Annotated in this window: 17 protein-coding genes; 5 read left to right on the forward strand and 12 right to left on the reverse strand. The window is 71.9% G+C overall.

From position 1 onward, the window contains the following. The 7 genes from HW577_RS08835 to HW577_RS08865 all read right to left on the reverse strand — a co-directional run. The coding region (locus tag HW577_RS08835; protein WP_198375775.1) for a DUF4011 domain-containing protein at positions 1-1,596 on the reverse strand (1,596 nt) is incomplete at its 3' end. 38 nt (positions 1,597-1,634) lie between these two features. Beyond that, entirely contained in the window at positions 1,635-3,203 is a 1,569-nt protein-coding gene (locus HW577_RS08840) for a Na+/H+ antiporter (protein WP_198375776.1), read from the reverse strand. A 49-nt stretch (positions 3,204-3,252) separates the two neighbouring features. Continuing rightward, the gene (locus HW577_RS08845) at positions 3,253-3,426 is read right to left on the reverse strand and encodes a hypothetical protein (RefSeq protein ID WP_198375777.1); all 174 of its coding nucleotides are present in this window, start codon (positions 3,424-3,426) and stop codon (positions 3,253-3,255) included. After that, a complete protein-coding gene (locus tag HW577_RS08850) occupies positions 3,423-3,947 on the reverse strand; it encodes a DUF1003 domain-containing protein (RefSeq protein ID WP_198375778.1) in 525 nt (174 codons plus the stop codon). The genes HW577_RS08845 and HW577_RS08850 overlap by 4 nt, the downstream gene beginning before the upstream one ends. 49 nt (positions 3,948-3,996) lie before the next feature. After that, entirely contained in the window at positions 3,997-4,749 is a 753-nt protein-coding gene (locus HW577_RS08855; RefSeq protein ID WP_198375779.1) for an SDR family NAD(P)-dependent oxidoreductase, read from the reverse strand. A gap of 161 nt (positions 4,750-4,910) precedes the next feature. Continuing rightward, entirely contained in the window at positions 4,911-5,342 is a 432-nt protein-coding gene (locus tag HW577_RS08860) for a CBS domain-containing protein (protein WP_198375780.1), read from the reverse strand. Between the two features lie 166 nt (positions 5,343-5,508). Further along, a complete protein-coding gene (locus HW577_RS08865) occupies positions 5,509-7,275 on the reverse strand; it encodes a glucan ABC transporter ATP-binding protein/ permease (RefSeq protein WP_198375781.1) in 1,767 nt (588 codons plus the stop codon). Positions 7,276-7,429: 154 nt separating this feature from the next. On the opposite strand from HW577_RS08865, the gene HW577_RS08870 reads away from it, so the two are divergent. From HW577_RS08870 to HW577_RS08880, 3 genes are all read left to right on the forward strand, one after another. Further along, positions 7,430-8,419: a Bug family tripartite tricarboxylate transporter substrate binding protein gene (locus HW577_RS08870; RefSeq protein WP_198375782.1), complete on the forward strand. Its 990-nt coding sequence runs from the start codon at positions 7,430-7,432 to the stop codon at positions 8,417-8,419. Between the two features lie 98 nt (positions 8,420-8,517). After that, a complete protein-coding gene (locus tag HW577_RS08875; RefSeq protein WP_198375783.1) occupies positions 8,518-9,510 on the forward strand; it encodes a Bug family tripartite tricarboxylate transporter substrate binding protein in 993 nt (330 codons plus the stop codon). Between the two features lie 4 nt (positions 9,511-9,514). Continuing rightward, entirely contained in the window at positions 9,515-10,507 is a 993-nt protein-coding gene (locus HW577_RS08880; protein WP_198375784.1) for a Bug family tripartite tricarboxylate transporter substrate binding protein, read from the forward strand. Positions 10,508-10,522: 15 nt separating this feature from the next. Here HW577_RS08880 and HW577_RS08885 read toward each other — a convergent pair whose 3' ends face one another. Genes HW577_RS08885 through HW577_RS08895 form a run of 3 tightly spaced genes read right to left on the reverse strand, consistent with a single transcriptional unit; the run spans position 10,523 to position 13,367 of the window. Then, complete coding sequence (locus HW577_RS08885; RefSeq protein ID WP_198375785.1) at positions 10,523-11,839, reverse strand: TRAP transporter large permease; 1,317 nt, start codon at positions 11,837-11,839, stop codon at positions 10,523-10,525. After that, positions 11,836-12,324 carry a TRAP transporter small permease gene (locus HW577_RS08890; RefSeq protein ID WP_198375786.1) on the reverse strand — a complete coding sequence of 163 codons (489 nt, stop codon included), beginning with the start codon at positions 12,322-12,324 and terminating at the stop codon, positions 11,836-11,838. The genes HW577_RS08885 and HW577_RS08890 overlap by 4 nt, the downstream gene beginning before the upstream one ends. Further along, positions 12,321-13,367, reverse strand: a complete 1,047-nt coding sequence (locus HW577_RS08895) for a TRAP transporter substrate-binding protein (RefSeq protein WP_198375787.1) — start codon at positions 13,365-13,367, stop codon at positions 12,321-12,323. Before HW577_RS08895 ends, HW577_RS08890 begins: the two co-directional genes overlap by 4 nt. 299 nt (positions 13,368-13,666) lie before the next feature. On the opposite strand from HW577_RS08895, the gene HW577_RS08900 reads away from it, so the two are divergent. Beyond that, positions 13,667-13,948, forward strand: a complete 282-nt coding sequence (locus tag HW577_RS08900; protein ID WP_198375788.1) for a hypothetical protein — start codon at positions 13,667-13,669, stop codon at positions 13,946-13,948. 13 nt (positions 13,949-13,961) lie between these two features. Here HW577_RS08900 and HW577_RS08905 read toward each other — a convergent pair whose 3' ends face one another. Together HW577_RS08905 and HW577_RS08910 are read right to left on the reverse strand one after the other, a co-directional pair. Beyond that, the gene (locus HW577_RS08905) at positions 13,962-14,693 is read right to left on the reverse strand and encodes an aspartate/glutamate racemase family protein (protein WP_198375789.1); all 732 of its coding nucleotides are present in this window, start codon (positions 14,691-14,693) and stop codon (positions 13,962-13,964) included. Then, a complete protein-coding gene (locus HW577_RS08910) occupies positions 14,693-15,613 on the reverse strand; it encodes a TauD/TfdA family dioxygenase (protein WP_198375790.1) in 921 nt (306 codons plus the stop codon). Before HW577_RS08910 ends, HW577_RS08905 begins: the two co-directional genes overlap by 1 nt. A gap of 106 nt (positions 15,614-15,719) precedes the next feature. Here HW577_RS08910 and HW577_RS08915 point away from each other — a divergent pair, with 106 nt between their 5' ends. Continuing rightward, on the forward strand, positions 15,720-16,862 hold the full coding sequence (locus tag HW577_RS08915; RefSeq protein WP_198375791.1) for a M20/M25/M40 family metallo-hydrolase: 1,143 nt from the start codon (positions 15,720-15,722) through the stop codon (positions 16,860-16,862). Positions 16,863-17,262: the final 400 nt, after the last annotated feature.

Consider the following 17,262-nt stretch of genomic DNA (forward strand, 5'->3'; position numbering starts at 1 on the left):
CGCGAAGGCGCGGATCCAGCCGGGTAGTCTCGCCATCAGCCGGTCCGCATCCGCCGGGCCGAGATCCGCCGTCACGCCGCGCCAGGGGTTGTGCGCGCCATCCGCTTCGACCGCGCGCGCGGCAAGGTCGCGCACCGCGTCGCGCTTGGCGGCGATGGTCGCGCCGTCCCAGCCCGCGACGTCGAGCGTGAAGTCCGGCACGCGCGCGCCGCGCCGGCGCAGCGCGACGAGCGTGCCGATCACCTGGTGCAGCGGGATGCCCGAGGCGCCGGCGGTCTCGCGCATCGCAGCGGCGTGGCGGTTGAGCCGCCCGCGCAGGCTGGCGAGCCGGTCCACCACCGTCGCGCGATCCGGCTTCGGCGGCGGCGGCAGGGCAAGCGTCGCGCGCAGTTCGTCCAGTACCGCGCGCTTGGACTGCTTTTCCGAATGCAGTTCCAGCACCGCGGCGCCAAGGCCGATGTTCTCCAGCCGGCGCTTCACCACCTCCAGCGCCGCCAGTTTCTCGGCCACGAACAGCACGGAGCGGCCATCGAGGATGGCCTGGGCGAGGATGGTCGCGATGGTCTGGGACTTGCCCGTGCCCGGCGGCCCCTGGATGACGACATGCCCGCCGCGCCGCACCGCCTCGGCCGCCAAGGCCTGGGAGCCGTCCATGTCGACGACGTGGTCCAGCCGCTCGACGGGGATCTCGGCATCCACATCCGCATCGTCGGGCAGCGTCGGCGGGGCGGAGAGCGGCTCGCCGCCGACCAGCGCGCGCACCAGCGGATGGTCGGCGAGGCCGGGATTCTCCTCCGGCCCCAGGTCGCGCCACATCAGGAATTTTGCAAACGAGAACAGGCCGACGGCGAGCGCATCGGCCTCGACCGTCCAGTTGGCCTGGTCCTTCACGGCCTGGGCGACGGCCTCGGCCCAGGCGGTGGGGTTGTAGGCCTCGGCGTCGAAGTCGGGCAGCGACGTGCGGAAGTTCACCTTCAGCATTTCGCGCAGGGAGAGGTTCTCAGCCGGCTCCTCCCCGCCCGCGCGGAGGCGGAAGCTGCGGGAGACGCCCTCGCGCTCGATCGCGACGGGCAGCAGCACGAGCGGGGCGCGGCGTTCGGTCTCGGGCGTCATGGGGTCGCGCCAGACCAGCGCGCCGAGCGCGAGATACAGCGTGGGGACGCCGGTTTCCTCCCGCGCCGTGCGGGCATCCGTCATCAGGTCGCGCAGGCGGCGGGCGAGGTCGGCGGGGGGCAGGCGGACGCGCAGCGCGTCGTCGCGCTGCCAGTCCTCCCGCGCCGCGGCGCCGTCGGCCTTGGCCACACCCTCGGCCTTGGCGGCAGCCTTGCTGGTGCGGCGGCGGGCGCGGACGGGCTTGCCCTCGGCGGGTGGCTCGGCGGTCTCGGGCGCGGGTTCGGGCGCGTCCTCCCCCGCCGCTTCGAAGCCGAAGGGCTTGCCGCCCATCAGGGCGCCGAGGACGAAATCCGCATCCTCGTCGTCCAGGATGACGACGCCGCGGGACCGCCCCGGCTTGGGCAGGGCGAGCAGCCGGTTGCGGGTGGAAAGGTCGAGCAGCGCCCGGCGGGCGTCCTCGAGGGCCTGGCGAAGGTCCGTCATGCGCCCCCTATAGCGCGGCGGATCGATTCCCGCGCGGATCAGCCCTCCGCCACGCCCATCAGCCGGCGCAGGCGGAGTTCCTCGAGGTCCAGTTCCTCGGTCAGCCGCGCCATCAGTTCCTCATCCACCCCGTCCTCCTTGCGGTGGCGGAGCAGCCGGGCGCGGCCGGCGCGCAGCGCGTGCAGGCGCAGTTCGAGCCGCGCCGCGCGCTCGGCGGCGATCGCGCCCTGGTTGATGCCGTCGAGCAGCCGCACCCGGTCGCGGTATTCCGGCAGCAGGTCCTGGGCGATGACGCCGGCCAGGATGTCCTCCGCGCGGCATTCCATCTCCCGCAGCGAGGCATGGGCGATCAGGGTGCGGGCGGCCGCTTCATCGACGCCCATGCCGGGGCGGCGCCTTTCCTCCACGCCCAGGCGTCGGATCACCCATTCCAGCGTCGTGCCCTGCAGCACCAGCGTGGCGAGGATGGCGCAGAAGGCGAGGAAGACGATGATGTCGCGCTCGGGGAAGTTCAGCGGCAGCGCAAGCGCAGCGGCGAGCGAGACCACGCCGCGCATCCCCGCCCAGGAGACAACCGTCGCTTCCCGCCAGCGCGGCGGCCCGTCGCGGCGGCGCGCGCGGTCGAGCAGCCATTCCGCGCCGACGGCGGGGAAGATCCAGACGAAGCGCGCCGCGATCAGCGCGGCCGAGACGGCGATGGCGAGCAGCGCGAGGTGCCAGGAAGGCTGGTCCTGCATCCGGCCCAGGATCTCGTTCAGCTGCAGGCCGATCAGGATGAACACGAGCGAGTTCAGGACGAACTCGATGAATTCCCACACCGTGCGCGATTCCTGCCGCGTGCGGGCGGAAAAGCGATGCTGCGCGCGGCCGAGCACGAGGCCGGTCGCGACCACGGCGATGACGCCCGAGACATGGACGAATTCCGCGGCGAAGAAGGAGGCGAAGCAGGCGATGAAGGAGGCCGCCGTCTCGAGCAGCGTGTCCTCCAGCCGCCGGATGGCGATGACCGCGCCGCGCCCGATCGCCCAGCCGATGACGGCGCCCCCGATCGATAGCGCGACGAAGGACAGCCCGGCCTCGACGAAGGAAAAGGCGCCGGCCAGCGTCGCCGCCACCGCGAAGCGGTAGAGCACGAGCGCGGAGGCGTCGTTGATCAGGCTTTCGCCTTCCAGCACGACGACGAGGCGCCGCGGCAGGCGCAGGCGCTGGAGCACGGCCGCGGCCGCGACGGCATCCGGCGGGGCGACGATGGCGCCGAGCGCGAAGGCCGCGGCCCAGGGCAGGCCGGGGATGAGCGTCTTGGCCACCGCCGCGACCACCACGGTGGTGAACAGCACCGCGCCGACGGCGAGGAAGAGGATCGGCCGGAGGCTGCCCTTGAAGGCGGGCCAGTCGGTCCGGTAGGCGCTCGCCTGCAGCAGCGGCGGCAGGAAGAAGGCGAGCGCGATCTCCGGGTCGAGTTCGACCTGCGGCACGCCGGGGATGAAGGCGAGCGCCATGCCGCCCAGCACGAGCACCACCGCATAGGGAAGCCGCGCGCGCCGGGCCAGCAGGGCGAAGCCGATGCAGGCCGCGATCAGCGCCAGCAGGGCCTGAACGATCGCCATCCGGTGCGAAAGTGCCGTGCCGCGGGCGCGGAGGGAAGCGCCGCGTCGCCTAGTCTTCCTTCTTGCCCCGCCGCCAGAGCACGAGGATGAGGACGAAGCAGACCAGCACGACGGTCGAGAGCATGCCCTGCACCACGCCGAAATTGGGCGAATCGCGGGCGACGAACAGGGCGGCGAGTGAGCCGCCGAGGGCGAGCAGGACGCGGACGGCGAGGTTGATCACGGGGTCGCCCCCCTTCCTTCCAGCGTGTCGATGCGCGCCAGCGCGGCCTTCAGCAGGTGTGTCAGTTCGAGCAATTCGCGTTCGCGCATCAGGTCGATCTTCTCGTGCAGCAGGGCGATCTCGGCTTCCGCGCGGATGTTCACCTGGTAGTCCGCCATGGCGCGTTCACGATCGACATCCGACTGGCGGTTCTGGCTCATCATGATGACCGGCGCGGTGTAGGCCGCCTGGAAGGAGAGCAGCAGGTTGAGCAGGATGAAGGGATAGGGGTCCCAGGCGCCGCCGCCGAAGGTCGCGTTGCCGCTGATCCAGCCGAGGATGAGCACGGACTGGATCAGGATGAAGCGCCAGGAGCCGACGGTCGCCGCGACGGCATCGGCGAGCCTCTCCCCGATCGGCACGGGCGGCGCGGGGCCGAGGGCGCGGCGCCTGAGGCGGGCGCGGGCGATCGTCGCGCGCAGGTGGCTGTGGTGACCGTTGCGCGGGCGGTGCGGCGCGGCTTGGTTCGCGGGATGGGTCATGGCGGCTCCTGCGACGGGGCTCCAGCCTCGCGCCGCCGCGCCCCCGGCTTCAATGGCTCGATCGCAGCGTTCCACCATCCACATGAATGACCTGGCCGGTGATGTAGCGGGCAAGCGGGGAACAGAGGAAGGCGACCAGCACGGCGAGGTCGCGCGGCTGCCCGATGTAGCCGACCGGCACCTCCTTCTCCGCCCAGGCGCGGCGGGCCTCGTCGCTGGTCAGCACGCGGGCGTCGATCTGTTCCGACCGGATCCGGCCGGGGGGCACGCAGTTCACCGTGATGCCGTCCTTGCCGAGGACGCGCGACAGCGCCTTGGACCAGATGTGGACCGCGCCGTTCGGGGCGTTGGCGGGGTTGATGGAGAAGGGCTCGTCCGTGCCGGTCAGGCTGACGATGCGCCCCCATTGGTTGGCCTGCATGGCTGGGATCAGCGCGTGGGTGATGCGCCGCCCGGCCTCGAAGTTCAGCAGCATCGCTTCCTGCCAGACCTCGTCCGTGCCGAGGTCGGTCTGCGGGCGCGAGCCGCCGGCATTGTTCACGAGGATATCCAGCCGCCCGAAATGGCCGAGCACCGCGTCGCGGATGCGCGGCGCGGCATCGGGGGCGGTGATGTCCTGCTCGATCACGAAGGGCGTGGCGGAGGCGGGCAGTTCGCGTGCGAAGTCTTCGAGCAAATGGCGCCGGCGGGCGAGGATGGCGAGGCGGCAGCCCTCGGCGGCGAGTTCCTGCGCGATGGCGCGGCCGAGCCCGGCTGATGCGCCGGTGACGAGGGCGATCTTGCCGGTCAGTTGAAGGTCCATGATGCGCTCCGCGGTGTGGCCTGCGCAGCGTGGCACGGCCAACGGCGCGCGGCGATGGCGCCCCATCGGGACGTGCGGATCGAGGCCCGGCCTCGATCCGGGAGCGCACGGCGCGCAAGCCAAGCCGCCGGATGGCGGCGCCGGCGCTTGAGGTCAAAAAACTACGCCGCCGTGACGAAGGCGCGCAGGTTCTCCGCCTCCTGTTCCGCTTCCGCGATGCGCGCCTTCACCAGGTCCCCGATCGAGACCATGCCGGCGAGCTGCCCGGCCTCCATCACCGGCAGGTGCCGGCAGCGATGGTTGGTCATCAGGGCCAGCGCCTCGGCCACGCTCGTCTCGGGCGTCGCTGTGACGAGGTCCACCGTCATCAGTTCGCGCGCGGTACGGGCCAGCGCGGGCGTGCCTTCGCGCGCCAGGGCGCGGACGATGTCGCGCTCGCTGACGATGCCGAGCACCGCACCATTCCCGTCGCGCACCAGCGCCGCACCGATGCGGTGGGTGGCGAGCGCGCGGGCGATCGAGGTCGCGTCTTCCCCCGGTCCGACCGAGAAGACGTCCGCGCCCTTGCCCCGCAGGATGGACTTGATCGTCATCGCAAGACCCCCGTTCGTGCGCCGCCGGCCGAAGGGCTGGCGGGGCGCGGCTCCGGGGCGCCGGGCGGCGGTTCAGGAAGGCGGCCCGGCATCCCTGCCCGCGCAACCATGGCGCGAGCATGACAGGGCGGGTCTGCCGCGTGCAAGCGGCCCCTTCGCGCCTGCGTCAATGCGCCGGCGCGGCACCGCCGGCCAACTGCGTGCGGACCAGTTCCGCGAAGCGCCCATCCTGCGCGACCAGCGTCGCGAAGGGCCCGCGCTCGGCCACCTGGCCGCCGTCGAAGACCATGATCTCGTCGGCTTCCCGCACCGTCGACAGGCGATGGGCGATGATGAAGGTGGTGCGCCCGGCCATCAGCCGCCCGAGCGCCTTCTGCACGCGGGCTTCCGTCGCGGCGTCGAGCGCGCTCGTCGCCTCGTCCAGGATCAGCACCGGCGGGTTCTTGATCAGCGCGCGGGCGATGGCCAGGCGCTGGCGCTGCCCGCCCGAGAGGTTCGACCCGCGTTCCCCCACGATCGTGTCGTAGCCCTGGGGCTGGCGGAGGATGAAGTCGTGCGCCTCGGCCTGGCGGCAGGCCTCCTCGATCTCGGCCTGGGTCGCGTCCGGCCGGCCGACCAGCAGGTTCTCCCGGATGGTGCGGCTGAACAGCATGCTTTCCTGGAAGACGACGCCGACGTTGCGGCGGAGCGATTCCAGGCTGACCTGCCGCAGATCGTGCCCATCCAGCGTGATGCGCCCCTCGGACGGGTCCCACAGCCGCTGCAGCAGCGCCATGGCGGTGGACTTGCCCGCCCCGGTCTGGCCGACCAGCGCGATGGTCTGCCCGGGTGCTGCGGCGAAGGAGACTTCGCGCAGGATGGGCGGGCCGCCGGGATAGGCGAAGCCCACGGCCTCGAAGGCCACTTCCCCCCTGGCGCGGCCGATGTCGATGGCGTCGGGCGCTTCCGGCACGCTCGACCTCGCGTCGAGCACGCCGAACAGTTCCTCGATCCGCGGGGCGACGAAGACCATGTGGGAGACGAAGCCGACCGCGCCTTCCAGCCGCCCGATCATCAGCGTGGCGAAGCCCATGAACGATACGATCTCGCCCACCGTCGCCTGGCCGCGCACATGCAGCACCGTGCCGAGCACGAAGATCGCGATGACGCAGAGGGTGGAGGCCGCGCGCGTCAGCACCGCCACCACCGCCCACCAGTTCAGCACCGGGAACTGGTGGTCCAGCACCTGGCGGACGATGTCGCCGAACATCCGCGCTTCCGAGTTCAGGCGCGTGAAGGATTGCACGACCACCACGTTGGACAGCGCATCCTGTGCGCTGCCGGCGAGCCGCGAATGGAACTGCTCCACCTTTGACTGCGCCGCCTGGGTGCGACGGATGACATAGGCGGAGACGACGGCGAAGACGACGACGAGCCCCATGAGCAGCAGGCCGAGCCGCCAGTTCATGACGAGCGTCATCGGCAGCAGCACGATCAGCGAGACGAAGGTGACGATGTGCTCGCGGAAGAAGCCGAGCCAGAGCCCGAACAGGTTGTCCGTGCCGACCAGCATGATCTTCATCAGCCGGCCCGACTGCGTATCCCCGTGGAAGGACAGCGGCAGGGCGAGCACGTGCTGGAAATAGTCGTGCATCACCTTCAGGCGGTTGCGATGCGCCATCCGGTCGGCGAACAGCCCGACGGCGACATTGGCGGCGATGCCGCTCATGCCGACGATGCCCCAGACGATGAGCAGCGTCGCCGCCTCGGCCCACAGGGCGCCCGATTCCATCCGGTCCGATCGGGCGAGAAGGTCCACGACGCGGCCGAACAGGACGGGTTCGAGGAATTGCAGCCCCGCCATGGCGAGCGCGGCCACGGTGAGCCCCGCCGCCATCGGCCGGTCGGTGCCGAGCAACCACAGCACGCGCCCGTACAGCCTGAGGAACCCCATCGGCCCGAAACCCCCTGCCCCGCCACCCGCGAAGGCGCAGGGTAACGGGCCCGCGCGCGGCGCGCGAGGTTGATCCCGCGGCCATGATTGCGCAGGTTGCGAGGATAGCGACAACGGACCCTGCCAAGGGGCCTCGGGGAGGAGACACGCCGCCATGATCGACCGTCGTTCCATGCTGGGCGGCATCGCCGCCGCCACCCTGGCCCGGCCGGCCCTGGCCCAGGCCTTCCCGGCGCGGCCCATCCGCCTCGTCGTCGGCTTTCCGCCCGGCGGGACCACCGACCTTGCCGCCCGCGTTCTGATCGAGCCGCTGACCCAGCGCCTGGGCCAGAACGTGGTGGTGGAAAACCGCCCCGGCGGCGCCGGCGGCAACATCGGCGCCGACGTGGTCGCGAAGGCGGACCCCGATGGCTACACGCTGCTGATGCAGACCGTCTCCTCCGGCGCGATCAACCACGGGCTCTATGGCGCGCGCATGCCGCACCGGCCGGATGCGATGACCGCGGTCGCGCTGGTGGTGAAGGTGCCCAACGCCATCTTCGTGACCAACAGCCTGCCGCCGCGCACGCTGCGGGAACTGGTGGACTATGCGAAGGCGCGCCCCGGGCGGCTCAACATCGGCTCCTCGGGCGTCGGCACCTCGCTGCACATGACCGGCGAACTGCTCAAGCAGGCGGCGGGGATCGACCTGACCCACGTGCCCTTCCGCGGCGCGGGGCCCATGCTGCAGGAAGTGATCGCCGGGCGGATCGAGGTGGCGGTGGACAACCTGCCCTCCGTCATCGGCCATCTGCGGGAAGGGCGGCTGCGGCCGCTCGCCATGACGACCAATGTCCGCTCCCCCGCCATGCCGGACGTGCCGACGACGGCCGAGGCCGGCTTCCCGGCGGTGGAGGCGACCGCCTGGTTCGGCGTGACCGCGCCCGCGCGCACGCCGCGGGAAATCGTCGAGCGCCTGGCGCGCGAGATCAATGCCTGCCTCGCCGACGCGGCGGTGTGGCGGCGGCTCGAGGATCTCGGCGGGCTGAAGCCCGGCCTGACGCCCGATGGCCTGTCCACGCCGGCGAGCTTCCAGCGCTTCATCGACGAGGAGATCGTGAAGTGGGGCGAAGTGGTCCGGCGCGGCAACATCACGGTCGACTGAACCGCGCCGATTGCGGGCGGCGGCACATGGTCTAGTGTGCCCTTCACGAAGCGCCCGGGGAGCATCGCAACCCCGGGGACAACGGGAAGGAAACACCCATGGGACTGCACCGCCGCCCGCTGCTCGGGGGCATGGCCGCCCTGCTCGCCGCGCCCCGCATCGCCGCCGCGCAGGGCTTCCCCACCCGGCCGATCCGCATCGTCATCCCCTTCACCCCGGCCGGCACGACGGACCTTGTGGGCCGGCTGACCGCCGAGATGCTCGGCCGGCGGATGGGCGCGCAGGTGGTGGTGGACAACCGGCCCGGCGCCTCGGGCAATGTCGCGGCGGAATTCGTCGCCCGCGGCGATGCCGACGGCCACACGCTGCTGCTGACGACGATCGGCACCGGGGCCATCAACTTCGCCGTCTTCCGCGAACGCATGCCCTACAAGCCCGAGGACCTCGCGGCGGTGGCGCTGATGACGCGCGTGCCGAACGTGATGATGGCGGCGAACCGCACGCCCATCCGCGGCATCCAGGACCTGGTGCGCGAAGCGCGCGCCGCGCCCGGCCGGCTGAACTACGGCACGGCGGGCATCGCGACATCGCCGCATGTGGTCGTCGAGCAGTTGCGGCTGGCGACCAACATCGACATCACGCATGTGCCCTATCGCGGCTCGGCGCCGATGCTGACCGAACTGGTCGCCGAGCGGATCGAGCTCGGCATGGACAACATCCCCTCCGCCCTGCCCTTCATCCGGGACGGGAAGATCCGCGCCATCGGCGTCACCAGCGCGCGGCGCAACGCCTCCATGCCCGATGTGCCGACCATCGCCGAGCAGGGGCTGCCGGGCTTCGAGGCGACGGCCTGGTTCGGCGTGCTCGCCCCGGCCGCCACGCCCGCGCCGGTCGTGCAACTGCTGGGGCGGGAACTGAACGCGGTCGCACTCGACCCCGCCTTCCGCCAGCGGATGGAAGCGCTCGGCGCCGATCCGCCGGGCCTCACGCCGGATGGCGGCACCAGCCCCGAGACCTTCGCGGCCTTCCTGCGCGCGGAAGTGGCGAAATGGGCCGATGTGGTGACGCGCGCCAATGTCCGGGTGGAGTGATCCGATGCGCGTCGACCGCCGTTCCCTGATCGCCGGCCTGGCCGCGCTGCCGCTGGCGCGGCCTGCCTTCGCGCAGGCCGCCTGGCCGGCGCGGCCGATCCGCCTGATCGTGCCCTTCCCGCCGGCCGGCACCACGGACATCACCGCGCGGATATTCGCCGAGCGCGTCTCCGCGCGGCTCGGCCAGCCGATGGTGGTGGAGAACCGCGCCGGTGCCACGGGCAACATCGGCGCCGAGGCCGTCGCGCGCAGCGAGCCCGACGGCTACACCTTCCTCACCTGCACCATCTCCACCGCGGCGATCAACTATTCGCTCTGGGGCGCGCGGATGCCGGTGAAGCCGGAGGATCTCGCCGCCGTCGGGCTGCTGATCCGCGTGCCGAACGTGATCTTCGTGCCTGCATCCTCCCCGCACCGGACGGTGGCGGATTTCGTCGCGGCGGCGAAGGCGCAGCGCGGGCGGCTGACCTATGGCTCCTCGGGCTCGGGCGGTTCGCCGCACATGACGATGGAGATGTTCAAGCTGCGCAGCGAGACCGACATCACCCACGTGCCCTTCCGCGGCGCCGGGCCGATGCTGGTGGAAGCGATCGCGGGGCGGCTCGATTCCGGCTGCGACAACATGCCCTCCTGCATCGGGCATATCCGGGACGGGCGGCTGCGGGCGCTCGCGGTCACGTCGGATGTGCGGGCTGCCGCGCTGCCCGACGTGCCGACGCTGGCGGAAGCCGGCGTGCGGGACTTCGAGGCGACCGCTTGGTTCGGCATCCAGGCGCCTTCGCGCACGCCGCGGCCGATCATCGAGCGCATGGGAGCGGAGATCGACACCATCGTGCGCGACCCGGCCTATCTCGCGCGCATCGCGGAACTGGGCGGCAGCCCACCCAACCTGACGCCGCAGGGCGGCAGCACGCCGGCGGCCTTCGAGGCCTATATCCGCGCCGAGATCACAAAATGGGCGGAGGTCGTGCGCGTCTCCGGCGCGACGGTGGACTGAACGCCGGCCCGGCCTTCACCACAGGCCGGGCAGCCACAGCGACAGCGCGGGCACGAAGACCAGGATGACGATCCGCACCACGTCCGAGGCGACGAAGCCCGCGACGCCGCGATAGGTCTCCCCCATCGGCACGTCCTTCGCCATGGCGTTGATGACGAACAGGTTGAGCCCGAAGGGTGGGGAGATCATCCCCACCTCCACGCTCACCAGCACCAGGATGCCGAACCAGACCAGCACCTGCTGCGGGTTCAGCCCGAAATCCAGCGCGAGCATCAGCGGCACGAAGATGGGCAGCGTCAGCAGCACCATCGCCATGCTCTCCATGAAGCAGCCGAGGATGAAGTAGATCAGCAGGATCGCGAGCAGGATCGCGAGCGGCGGCACGTCGAGCCCCGCCACAGCCGCCGAGAGTTCCGCCGGCACGCGGGAGAGCGCCAGCGCGGCGGAGAACAGCTCCGCCCCCAGCAGCATCAGGAAGATCAGCCCCGTCGTCTCGGCGGTGGACAGCAGGCTGTCGCGCAGCCCCTCCCAGCGCATCCCGCCCAGCACCACCGCCAGCACGCCCGTCGCGGCCGCCCCCACCGCCGCACCCTCGGTCGGGCTGAACCAGCCGGCATACATGCCGGTGACGACGAGCACGAAGACGAGGATGACGGGCCAGACTTCGAGCGTCGGGCGCCAGCGCTGCGACCAGGGGATGCGCTCGGCCGGGGGCGCCGCGCCGGGGACCATGCGGGCGTAGATATTGACCACCGCCATGTAGCAGAGCGTCGCCAGGATGCCCGGGATGACGGCGGCGATGAACAGCACGCCGATGCTCTGTTCCGTGTAGATCGCGTAGATCACCAGGATGACGGAAGGCGGGATGAGGATGCCGAGCGTGCCGCCGGCCGCCAGCGTGCCGGTGGACAGCGCCGGGGAATAGCCATGCCGGCGCATCTCGGGCAGCGCCACCTGGCTCATGGTCGCGGCGGTGGCGAGCGACGACCCGCAGATCGCACCGAAGGCCGCGCAGCCGCCGATGGTGGCAAGCCCGAGCCCGCCCCGCCGGTGCCCGAGCCAGGCGCGCGCGGCGGCGAACAGCGCGCGGTTGAGCCCGCCCTTGGTCGCGAAATCCCCCATCAGCAGGAACAGCGGGATGACCGACAGCGTGTAGGAGGAGAACTTGCTGAAGGCCATGCTGCGCAGCGTGGCCAGCAGCGGCGTCCAGCCGGTGATGGCGGCATAGCCCAGCCCGCCCACCAGCAGCATCGCCACGCCCACGGGCATGCGCAGCCCGATCAGCAGCAGCGCCCCGGCGAACATGGCGAGGCCGATCTCGAAGCCGGTCATGCCGGGCGACGCGCCTGCGCGAAGTGTTCCGCCGCGACGAAGAAGGCCGTGACGGTCCACAGCGCGAGGCCCGCCGCCGCCCCCGCATAGCCCCACCAATAGGGCAGTTCGAGGAACATCGAGGCGCGCTCGCGCTCGTATTGCACCAGCGTGCCGTCGGCGATGCGCAGCGCGAGCACCGTCGCCACCAGCGCGACGCAGCCGCGCATGGCCGCATCGAGCCAGGCGAGGCCGCGCGCCGGCAGCCGCGCGGTGAAGACGTCGACGATCACATGCGCGCCGCGCATCTCGGCCCAGGGCAGGTACAGCGCGACCGCGACGCCGAGGCAGAGCTCGACGATCTCGGTGTCGCCCAGGATCGGCCGGCCCAACATGCCCCGCGCGACGGAGGCGCAGGTGACGCCGACCGCGCCCAGCAGCAGCAGCCCGCCGACCAGCGCCGCCGCGCGCGAGACCGCGGTCAGCGCATCCCGCAGCGCCTTCACCCGGTGCGCCCGTGGCTCCGGGTGATGGCGAGGATGTCGTCGAACATCGCCCGCCCGTTGCGCCCGCGGCGCGTCATCTCGGCGATCCAGGCCTCGTAGACGGGCTGGACGGCGCGCGACCAGCGTTCCTTCTCGGCCGCGTCCACCTCGATGATCTCGTTGCCCTGGGATGCGCGCGTCGCGTCGATCGCGCCCTGGGTCTGGCTGTCCCAGATCTCGCCCAGGCGGCGGGAGAGCGCGATGCCGGAATCGGCGTCGATCACGGCCTTCAGATCGGCCGGCAGGCGGTTGTAGGAGCGCTGCGACATCAGCGTCAGGATGCAGCCCTGGAACAGGCCGCCCGGCGGCTCGGTGTGGAACTTCGCCACTTCATAGAAGCGGTAGGGCTGGGTGATCGCCCAGTTGATCAGCATGCCATCCACCTGGCCGCGGGCCAGCGCCTCATACACGCCGGGCAGGGCGATGCCGACAGGCGTGGCGCCGAGGGCGGTCACCGCCTCCCCGATCCAACGGCCGGCGACGCGCAGGCGCAGGCCGCGGAAATCGTCCAGCGTGCGGATCGGCTTGCGCGTGGTGTGCACCAGCGCGCGGTCCGTCGCGTTGATGGCGATGACCTTGATGCCGCGGAGTTCGTTGTCCGCGAGATGCTTCAGCGCGAATTCCATCGCCGCCGGCGACTGCGTCAGCGACCGGCCGGTGTTGAGGAAGGGCAGTTCCAGCCCCTCGATCCCCATGAAGCGGCCCGGCGTGAAGCCCGGCACGGTCCAGATGATGTCGACGACCCCGTCCTCGAGCTGCTGCACCAGGTCGCGCGGCTGCCCGCCCAGCTGCATTGCCGGATAGACCTCGACCTTGATGCGGCCCTGGGAGGCTGTGCCGATGCGTTCGGCCCAGCGATCGAGGTGCATGGTGTGGTCGAGCGCGGTAGGCGAGGAGAAGGAATGCAGCCGGAAGGTGAATTGCGGCGTGCCCTGCGCATGCCCGAGCCCCGGGAGCGCCAAGCCTGCGCCGGCCACCGCCAGCAGATTGCGCCTGTTCAGCATGCTTGCCTCCCGGTCCGTTTGCCAGGGGAACAGCGTGTCGCGAAACAGGCCGGTAGGGAAAGGGACTTTCTGCGCGCCCGTTACGCGCGCGGGCGCTGGCGCACGTCGTGCTGCATCCGCATCAGGCAGCCGCGCCCATGGAGCGGTCATGCCGCCGCTTCATGCAGCGCCGGCCGGGCCTTCCGTGACGGGATGCGTCCGGCTGGCGCACGATGCGGCGCGGCCGTTCCGCTCGACCTCGCGCTGCTCTAGGAATCGGCGCATTGCCGCGACGGTGCGGCGCGCAGGGAGCCAGGTGGGTGAGCGATGAGGCGGATGGGACGGACGGTCGCGGCAAGGCGCCTTCGCCCTATGGTTGGGAACAGCGGCGCCGCGAACTCTACAAGCCCGGGCCCACGACCCTGCACGACGTCTGGGATGGGCTGCAATACGGCGCGGTCGCCTTCGCGCCGGTGGCGCATTGGTTCCTGTTCGACAGCTGGATTGCCTGGGCGCTGACCCTGCCGCTGGTGTTGTTCGGCATGCTCGGCTTCATGCTCTACAAGGGCGGGCAGGTCGGACCCGGGCGCGGCGACCGCTGAGCCGCGGCACCGGTCAGCCCCGCAGCAGCGCCGCGAGGGCGGGGGAAAGGTCGAGGCTCGCCCGCCCGGCGCAGGCCGCGTAGGAGCCCGTGCGTGGCTTGGGCAGGCGAAGCGCGACCAGCATCTCGGCCATCCGCACGCCGCAGGCCATGCCATCGAGCAGCGCGACCGGCGCGCGCGCCTGCAGCAGCCGGTCGAAGCCCGCTAGCGCCGCGCCCGCGAGCACGACGGAATCCGCCCCCTGCGCGGCGAGGTCGGCGACGGCGGCGAGCACCTTCACGCCGACCGCCTCGGGGTCCGCCACGGCTTCCTGCGGCGTCGCGGCCACGCCGGCGAGCCCCGCGAGGCGCGAGGACAGCCCATGCCGCGCGACGAGTTCCCGATAGGTCTCGATGCCGCCAAAGGTGACCAGCCCGAAGCGCCCGCCGACCATGCATCCCGCCAGGCAGGCGGCTTCCGTCATGCCGACCACCGGGCAGGGCATCATCTGCCGCGCGGCTTCCAGCGCCGTGTCGTGGCTGACCGCGAGCAGGCAGGCATCGACCTTGCCCGCATGCTCGGCGAGCAGTTCGAGCAGCGCGTGGCCGGCGATCACGTTCTCGGCGCGGGAGGAGATGACGGCCGGGCCGAAGCGCGGCGTGGCGGCGACGATCTCGGTGCCCGGCGAGGCCGCGGCACGCGCGGCGGCGGCGCAAGCCTCGGTGATCGCCTGGGTCGTGTTCGCATTGGCGACGAGAAGGCGCATCAGCCGGGCTCCGCGACGGTGCGACGGGAATGTTCCATGGTGATCCGCAGCCGGCGGAATTCCTGCGCCGCATCCGGCGCGTCGGCGGGTGTCTCCGCGAGCGTCCGGCGCTTCCACACGATATGCGGGTTGAACAGCAGCAGGTCGCCCGGCCGCGGTTCCAGCTTCAGCATCAGCGCGGGCTCGGCGCAGACGGAATCGAGCAGGTCGAAGGCGGGGCGCAGCCCGGCGGAGAGCGGCGGCGCGCCGGGCTGCGGCAGGGTCGCCGCTTCCTCCACCGCGTGGCGCGTGTAGCGCGCGGCAAACGCGCCTTCGGTCATGGTGAAGACCGCGCGCTCGACCGGCTCGCCATTCTCGAGCAGCGGCGCGGGCGTATAGAGTTCGGCGAGCGCGGCGCGGTCGCGACGCATCACTTCGTTGTGCACCGCGCCGGCGGAGACGAGGATATGCGCCGGCGCCTCCGGCCCGTTGGCCAGGCACAGCAGCGCGATGACGTCGCAGGCCTCGATGTGGAAGCGCGGCGGGCCGGATCCGGCGGCGCCCTCGGCCGGGGCGGGGCCGGTCAGCCGCGCGACAGGCGCGGCGATGGAATTGAGCGGCTTGCCGATCTGTTCGCCGAGCGCGAGCAGCGCGGCTTCCGCCGCCGCCGCGCCATGCCGGTCGAAGGGCAGGCCGCGCAGCAGGCAGAAGCCGCGGCCGGTATCCAGCCGCGCGACGACATCGGCGAGGATCGGCGCGAGGCGCGTGAGGGGCGGCACCGGCGCCGCCGCTTCCGTCGCCGTCAGCACCGCTTCCAGTTCCGCCGCTTCCTCCGTGCCCACCGGCACCATCCAGTCCGCGGCGGTGAGATCGGAGGCGGTCCAGACGGCGGGGCCGGTCTGCGGCACGGGGCGCGGTCGGGGGCGGGTCGTGCTGCTCATGCGCCCGAGGCTAGCACGCGCTTCCGGCGAGCGCGAAAGCGGGGGCCTTGCCCGGCCCGCGCATCGGGTGGAGGCTTCGCGCCACGCACGCGACGGAGATGTGAGCATGAGCGAATTCCCGGCCACCGACCTGCCCTTCGATGCGGAGGAGATCCTCGCGCGGCTGATGCGCTGGGCGGCCTGCGAGAGCCCGACCTTCGACGCGGCCGCGGTGAACCGGATGATGGACCTCGCCGCGCGCGACCTCGCACTTCTGGGCGCGCGCATCGACCGCATCCCGGGGCGCATGGGCCTTGGCGACTGCGTGCGCGCGCGCTTCCCGCATCCGGCCGGCGATGCCGCGCCGGGCATCTGCGTCATGGCGCATCTGGATACCGTGCATCCCGTCGGCACGCTGGCGAAACTGCCGATCCGGCGGGAAGGCAACAAGTGCTACGGCCCGGGCATCCTCGACATGAAGGGGGGCACGGTAATCAGCGTGGAGGCGATGCGCCTGATCCTTGCCGCCGGCATGGCGACGAAGCTGCCGGTGACCTTCCTGCTGACCAGCGACGAGGAGATCGGCAGCCCGTCGACGCGCGACATCATCGAGGCCGAGGCGGCGCGCAACAAATACGTGCTGGTGCCGGAACCGGCGCGGCCGGATGGCGGCGTCGTCACGGGCCGCTACGCCATCGCGCGCTTCAACCTGAAGACCACCGGGCGGCCATCCCATGCCGGGGCGCGGCTGTCCGAGGGGCGCAGCGCGATCCGCGAGATGGCCAAGCAGATCATCGCCATCGAGGAGATGACGACCGACGACTGCACCTTCTCGGTCGGCGTCATCCATGGCGGGCAATGGGTGAACTGCGTGACCACCACCTGCGAGGCCGAGGCGCTGTCCATGGCCAAGCGGCAGGAGGATCTCGACGCGGGCGTGGCGCGCATGCTCGCACTTCGGTCTTCCGCCAACGACGTGGCGCTGGAGGTCACGCGCGGCGTGACGCGGCCGGTGTGGGAGGCGGATGCGAAGGGCATGGCGCTCTTCGCCCATGCGCGGAAGATCGCCAACGCGATCGGCTACGACATCAACCCGCAATCGAGCGGCGGCGGGTCGGACGGGAATTTTACGGGTGCGATGGGTGTCACGACGCTCGACGGCCTCGGCGTGCAGGGGGCGATGGCGCATACGCTCGAGGAGCATGTGCTGGTGGACAGCCTGGTGCCGCGGGCGCGGCTGATGGCGGGGCTGCTCACCTCCATCGCGTAGCGCCGCGCGCCGCGCCGTGAACGGTCGCGAAGGCCGTTCGCGGATCGAAAGGCTCATGGGCCCGGAGAAGCGCGCCATGGCTGCAGGCCGGACCATCGGGCCGTTCGCGCGTGTCATGGCATCCGCCTGGCGGGGCGTGCCACGCCCGGCGCAGGCGATGGCCATCCCTGTTCCGTTCCCGGTCCAGGCCCGGCGCGCGACCGCGGTCCGTCACGGCGACACGCCGCCGCGGCGACGGCAGGTCTGCCGGAACGAATGCGTGCGCCGCTTCGTCGGGCATGACCGCGGCGAACGGGCTGTCTGTCGCGTCTGCGACCTGCGCGCCTGACGGCGGCGCCGGGCCGGCGCGATCAGCCGGGCGGCGCGCCGAGCCCCGCCGCCTGGCTGTCGAGATGCGCGG

This window comes from Neoroseomonas rubea, assembly GCF_016106015.1.
Taxonomy (GTDB): domain Bacteria; phylum Pseudomonadota; class Alphaproteobacteria; order Acetobacterales; family Acetobacteraceae; genus Neoroseomonas; species Neoroseomonas rubea.

Excerpts from the sequence above, each read along its gene's own strand:
- HW577_RS08850 (WP_198375778.1), bottom strand. The coding sequence starts at position 3,947 with ATGACCCATCCCGCGAACCAAGCCGCGCCGCACCGCCCGCGCAACGGT.
- HW577_RS08905 (WP_198375789.1), bottom strand. The coding sequence starts at position 14,693 with ATGCGCCTTCTCGTCGCCAATGCGAACACGACCCAGGCGATCACCGAG.
- HW577_RS08910 (WP_198375790.1), bottom strand. The coding sequence starts at position 15,613 with ATGAGCAGCACGACCCGCCCCCGACCGCGCCCCGTGCCGCAGACCGGC.
- HW577_RS08840 (WP_198375776.1), bottom strand. The coding sequence starts at position 3,203 with ATGGCGATCGTTCAGGCCCTGCTGGCGCTGATCGCGGCCTGCATCGGC.
- HW577_RS08865 (WP_198375781.1), bottom strand. The coding sequence starts at position 7,275 with ATGGGGTTCCTCAGGCTGTACGGGCGCGTGCTGTGGTTGCTCGGCACC.
- HW577_RS08915 (WP_198375791.1), top strand. The coding sequence starts at position 15,720 with ATGAGCGAATTCCCGGCCACCGACCTGCCCTTCGATGCGGAGGAGATC.
- HW577_RS08885 (WP_198375785.1), bottom strand. The coding sequence starts at position 11,839 with ATGACCGGCTTCGAGATCGGCCTCGCCATGTTCGCCGGGGCGCTGCTG.
- HW577_RS08880 (WP_198375784.1), top strand. The coding sequence starts at position 9,515 with ATGCGCGTCGACCGCCGTTCCCTGATCGCCGGCCTGGCCGCGCTGCCG.
- HW577_RS08895 (WP_198375787.1), bottom strand. The coding sequence starts at position 13,367 with ATGCTGAACAGGCGCAATCTGCTGGCGGTGGCCGGCGCAGGCTTGGCG.
- HW577_RS08875 (WP_198375783.1), top strand. The coding sequence starts at position 8,518 with ATGGGACTGCACCGCCGCCCGCTGCTCGGGGGCATGGCCGCCCTGCTC.
- HW577_RS08860 (WP_198375780.1), bottom strand. The coding sequence starts at position 5,342 with ATGACGATCAAGTCCATCCTGCGGGGCAAGGGCGCGGACGTCTTCTCG.
- HW577_RS08855 (WP_198375779.1), bottom strand. The coding sequence starts at position 4,749 with ATGGACCTTCAACTGACCGGCAAGATCGCCCTCGTCACCGGCGCATCA.
- HW577_RS08870 (WP_198375782.1), top strand. The coding sequence starts at position 7,430 with ATGATCGACCGTCGTTCCATGCTGGGCGGCATCGCCGCCGCCACCCTG.